Raw genomic sequence first — 5,628 nt, 5'->3', positions numbered from 1 at the left:
TCACGGTCAGCGCCGCGGATGCCGAGGAGCTGTTGCCCGCCGCGTCGGTCACCGTGGCGGTCAACGTGTGCGCACCGTTGCTCAGCGAGGCCGCGGTGATGCTCCACGCCCCGGCCGCCGCAGCGGTCACCGTGCCAAGAGCCGTCGTCCCCTCGTACAGCACCACGACGCCAGCCTCGGCTACGCTGCCGGTGACCACCGGCGCCGTCACGTTCGTCAGCGTGTCCGCCGTCGACCCGCTGTTCGACGAAGCCGCCAGTGCCAAAGCGGTTGGCGACGAGGCGCCGGTGTCGATCGTCACCAGGAGAGGCCCCGAAACCCCGCCCACGATGCCGGATAGGGTCCCCCTGGCCGTCAACGTCCAGATTCCGTCAGCAAGCGCCGTGCCAGGGATCACCGTCCACGCACCGGAGCTGTCGGCCGTTCCTGTCCCGATCTCAACACCGTTTCCGTACAAATGCACGACACTGTCGGCGTCGGCCGTACCCGTCAACGTGGGCTGCGACGCGTTCGTCAAGGCGTCACCGACCACTCCGCTATCCGACGCCGGGTTGAGCACCGGGACTGACGGGGTGGCCGGCAGCACGATCCGTGTGTCGATACCGTTGAGCGTCAAAGTTTGGAACGGTGTGTAGACAGTCTCAACACCGGAAACGAAGAGCGTCCCCCGGTTGCCGGCCGGGGAGAAAGTCACCACGTCCGTACCGGCTCCACCGATCAGCGTCTCCAGCAGGGTCGCCGCCAGAGTGGTACCATCGCTGCCCAGCGTGATCACGTCGGTGCCGGCACTGCCGGTCAACGTTTCGACACCTCTCACCAGCAGCGTGTTGCCGCCGCCGCCCAGCGTCACCACGTCGGTGCCGGAACCGCCGTTCAGCGTTTCGACACCGCTCACCAGCAGCGTGTTGCCGTTGCTGCCCAGTTCCACGAGGTCGGTGCCGATCCCGCCGCTCACCGTCTCGACGCCGTCCACCAGCAGCGTGTTGCCGAAGGTGCCGAGAGTCAGCACGTCGGTCCCGGCGGAGCCGATCACGCTCTCCACCCGCGACACCGTCAGCGTGTTGCCCGCGCTGTCGCCAAGCCTCACCAGTTCCGTGCCGGTGCCGCCGTTGAGCCTTTCGATGCCGCTCACCGTCATCTCGCCGCCGCCGGTGCCGACCGTCACCACGTCGGTGCCGGAACCGCCGGTCAGCGTCTCCAGCAGCCGGATCAGGATGGTGTTGCCGCCGCTGTCCAGCGTCACCAGGTCGGTGCCGGAACCGCCGAACAGCGTCTCGACCCGCGACACCAGGAGGGTGTTGCCGCCGCTGCCCAGCGTCACGGTGTCGCCGATGTCGCTGCCGAACAGCGTCTCGATGCCGCTCACCGTCATGGTGTTGTTGGAGGTGCCGCTCAGGAGGGTCACCACGTCCGTGCCGGTGGAGCCGATCAAGGTGTCCACCCGCGACACGGCCAGCGTGCTGCCGGCGCTGTCGCGGAGCGTGATGTTTTCCACACCGGAGTTTCCGATCAGCGTCTCCAGGCCGCTCACCTCCATGGTGGCGCCGGTCGCGGAGAACGTCACCACGTCCCTTCCGGACCCGCCGATCAGCGTTTCCAGGCGGTTCACCAAGATGGTGGAGCCCGCGTCGGCCAGCGTCACCACTTCGACGTCGGTCCCGACGAGGCCCTGCAGCGTTTCGACGCCGCTCACCCAGATGGTGTACCCGCCGGAGTCCAGCGTGATGCTGTCGGTGGCGGAACTGCCGGTCAGCGACTCGATCCCGGTCACCTTGATCGTGTTGCCGGCGGTGCCGGACGTCACCACGTCGGTGCCGGTGCCGCCGATCAGCGTCTCGACCCGCCACAGGAACAGCGTGTTGCCGCCGTCACCCAGCCTCACCACGTCGGGGCCGGAGCCGCCGATGATCGTTTCGAACCCGATCACCGTGGTCGAACTGCCCCCGGTGCCGATCGTCACCATGTCGGTGCCGATGCCGCCGATCAAGGTCTCCACCAGCCGGACCAGCAGCGTGCCGCCGTCGCTGCCCAGCGTCACCATGTCGGTGCCGATGCCGCCGGTCAGCGTCTCGATCCCGTTCACCAGCAGGGTGCTGCCGCCGCTGGCGAGAATCACCACGTCGTTGCCGGCGGAGCCCGTCACGGTCTCCACCAACTGGACCATCATGGTGCCGCCGCCGCTGCCGATCGTCACCAGATCGCTGCCGGAGCCGCCGATCACGGTCTCCAGCAGACGGGCCGTGAGCGTGCGGCCACCGCTGTCCAGCGTCACCATGTCGACGCCGGAAGCGCCGATCACCGTCTCGATGCCCTTCACCAGCGTGCTGTTGCCGCCGCTGGCGAAGGTCACCACGTCGGTGCCCGGTGTGCCGGTCAGCGTTTCCAGCTTCGAGACCGTCAGCGTGGAGGCGCTGCCGTCCAGCGTCACGATGTCGGTGCCGGTGCTGCCGGTCAGCGTTTCGATGCCCTCGATCAGAAGCGTGCTGCCGACGTTGAGGTACACATAATCGTTGCCGATGCCGCCGGTCAGCGTCTCGATACCGCTCACCTCGATTGTATTGCCGAGGCTGCCCAGCGTGACGACGTCGGTGCCCGAGCCGCCGTTCAGTCGCTCGACCCGGCTCACCTCGATTGTGTTGCCGCCGCTGCCCAGAAACACCAGGTCGATCGCCGTGTTGCCGGTCAGCGTCTCGACCCCGGTGACGGTGTAGGTCGCCCCGATGGTCAGCAGCGACACCACGTCGGTTCCGGTGCCGCCGGTCAGCGTGTTGATCTGCGACAGGGTGATCGTGTTGCCGCCATCGCCCAGCGTCACGATGACCGGCGCGAGATTCCGCAGATACTCCAGATTGCCGTCGTCGACGCCGACCACCATGTCGCGGTCGCCGTCGCCGTCGAGATCGCCCAGGGTCGGCCGCGGGTACGCCCCCGGCGCCCGGCCCGCATAGGGGTTGCCGGCGAGCAGCGCGAAGGTCGGCGCCGCCGTCGTCCCAGTGTTGAGGTAGATGGAACTCTTGCTGATGAGATCGACGAGGCCGTCCCCGTCGAAGTCCACCAGCACGGGCGCCGAATAGCCGCCGGCGTCGCGGGTCAGGCTGAAGGGGTTGGTGCCGACGAGCACAAAACTTGGCGCCTGCGCCGTCCCGTCGTTGCGGAAATAGAGGAGGTCGCCGGCCGAGTTGCCGATCAGAAGGTCGAGGTCGTTGTCGCCGTCCAGATCGGCGAGGGCCGGCGCCCCGAATCCGCCCGCGCCCTGGATGCCGAACAGGTTGGTGCCTTCCAGCGAGAAGTTCGGCGCCTGCGGTGACGTCCCGTTGTTGCGGTAGAAAAGGGTGCTGCCGCTGTGGTTGCCGATGAACAGGTCGAGGTCGCCGTCGCCGTCGATGTCCACCAGACCGGGAAGCGCGCCGCCCGCGCTGACGTTGGTGATCCCGAAGGGATTGGTGCTGTCCAGAGTGAAGGTCGGCGACAGCGTCGTTCCGGTGTTCCGGAAGAAAAGCGTGTTTCCGTCCGCGTTGCCGACCAGGAGGTCGAGATCGCTATCACCATCCAGATCCGCCAGCACCGGGGCGGCCTCGCTTCCGGTGTCGGAAAGGCCGAAGCTGTTGGTGCCGATCATAGTGAAGGTTGGATTCGCCACGATCTTTCAGCCCTCACGTCACGCGGCCGGCACACACACCGGCCCCAGACAGATCAATGCACGACCAAGAGCTAATTATTGGTATATAGGAGCGTTCGTGACGCGTTACTGGTCGGAAGCGCGGAAGTACACCCGTAAAAATCCCTATTTTCTCAATATTTTCTTGCTCCCCGCGAGATCACGCATACATCAGCCGCGAAGGGATGCTCCACACGGAAAGATGTCGCGATTGGATTGAATTAGAAACCAAAGGTTTTTAGAATGCAGAGCCCTTTCTCGGGATAGAACGTAAAATGAACATTTCTGGCAGGTTTGTGAATCGGCACCGAAACGGGGCTCTGTCGCAGTTTTGATGGTGCTGGGCTGTTGCTGGCTCTGGTTTCACCAGCGGAATCAGCATCATGGCTCAGTCGCATCGCTGCACGGGGGGTGTGCCGCCCGGCTTCGTGGTCGTCGAGGCGGCGGACGTCGGCCTCGCCGTTCAAATCACGGTGCGCTCCGCAGCCGCGTTCAGCTCCTGCCCGGCGTGCGGCGGACACTCGTTTCGGGTGCACAGCCGGTACCAGCGCCTCCTCTTCGACCTGCCGCTCTCGGGGGCGTACCGTCCGCCCGCACCTCCAAGCGCGGCGCTTCCATTGCGATGTTCCAACCTGTCGGCGCCGGATCCTTACCGAGCGCTTCGATCCGGATGTTCTGAAGCCATAGGCCAGGCGAACGGCGCGGCTCGACGATGTCGTCCATCATCCTGGTCTCGCCCTCGGTGGACGCCCCGCGGCGCGGCTGGGACGAGTCTGATGGTGCCGATCACCAAGGATACGCCCCTGCGCACCATGCGGCGGTTCGGCAGTCCTGAGTTCCTGCCACCTTCAGCCATCGGCATTGACGATTGGGCGTGGCGGCGTAACCAGCGCTACGGAACGCTTGTCTGCGACCTCGATCGCCGCCGCACGATCGCTCTGCTGCCTAACCGCGAGCCGGCGACCACGGAGGAGTGGCTGCCGGACCAGCCGCAGATCGCCATCGTGGCGCGCGACCACAGTGGCGCCTACGCTCAAGCGGCCTCGACCGTGCTGCCGCACGCGATCCAGGTCGCCGACCGCTGGCACCTCATGGAGAACACCAGCCATGCCTTCCTGGATGCCGTGCGCAAGTCGATGCGCCAGATCCGCGCCGCCATCGGTGCAGCGATCGTCGATCCCACCCTGCTCACCGCGGCGGAACGCATTCAGTACGAGGGCTATCTGCGCCGGGAGGAGACCAACGGCGTCATTCTCGCCCTGGCCAAGGAGGGTGTCGCCATCAAGGAGATCGTCCGCCGTACCGGCCACAGCCGCAAGCTCCTCCGCAAGGTCGTGCGCGGCCAGCGGTCCGACATCTTCCGGATCCGGGAAAGCTCGCTTGACCTGCATCTCCCCTGGTTGGATGCACAGTGGGCTGCCGGGCAGCACAACGCGGCGGAGCTCTGGCGCCAGTTGAGGAGGAGTGGGTTCCGGAGCAGCCTGCGTGTCGTGGGGGAATGGACGACGCGCCGCCGGCGCTCAGACCAAGCGCAGACCGGTGCACTCGGCCGTACGCCGGCGGCGCGGACGATCGCGCGCTTGCTCACCATCGGCCGGGATGCTCTGAGCAAAGCGGAGACGGTGACGGTCGCGGCGATCGAGGGCGGCGTGCCGCTGCTGGTCGAGGTGCGCGAGATCGTTGCGGCGTTCCAGTGGATGATCCGGAAGAAGAGCGCCGAGGAGTTCGAGCCCTGGCTGCAGCGGGCCAAGGCGAGCTTGGTGGCGTCTTTCGCCAACGGGATCGCCAAGGACCGGGATGCCTTCATCGCGGCAATTACCCTGCCCTGGTCCAACGGTCAGACCGAGGGGCAGATGTATGGCCGCGGCAAGCTCGACATCCTTCAGGCGCGCTGGGACTGTCTGAAATTTCGTGTACGGGCCATAACTTCGGGACCGAAGGAGGCCCCGCATGGCACGACGCAAACAACC

Annotated in this window: 3 protein-coding genes; 1 reads left to right on the top strand and 2 read right to left on the bottom strand. The window is 66.4% G+C overall.

Annotated elements, in window-relative coordinates:
* On the bottom strand, window positions 1-3,640 hold a 3,640-nt coding region (locus tag Q4I23_RS23685; protein WP_498527839.1), incomplete at its 3' end, for a beta strand repeat-containing protein.
* 239 nt (window positions 3,641-3,879) lie between these two features.
* Window positions 3,880-4,125 carry a hypothetical protein gene (locus tag Q4I23_RS23680; protein ID WP_498527840.1) on the bottom strand — a complete coding sequence of 82 codons (246 nt, stop codon included), beginning with the start codon at window positions 4,123-4,125 and terminating at the stop codon, window positions 3,880-3,882.
* Between Q4I23_RS23680 and Q4I23_RS23675 the strand changes: the two genes are divergently transcribed.
* Window positions 4,042-5,628 (top strand): ISL3 family transposase (locus Q4I23_RS23675; RefSeq protein ID WP_498527838.1); only part of this gene is annotated, 1,587 nt, incomplete at its 3' end. The two genes, Q4I23_RS23680 and Q4I23_RS23675, sit on opposite strands and share 84 nt — an antisense overlap.

This window comes from Azospirillum sp. UFLA03-27 (assembly GCF_059803775.1).
This window is presented reverse-complemented; position numbering and strand designations above follow the sequence as displayed.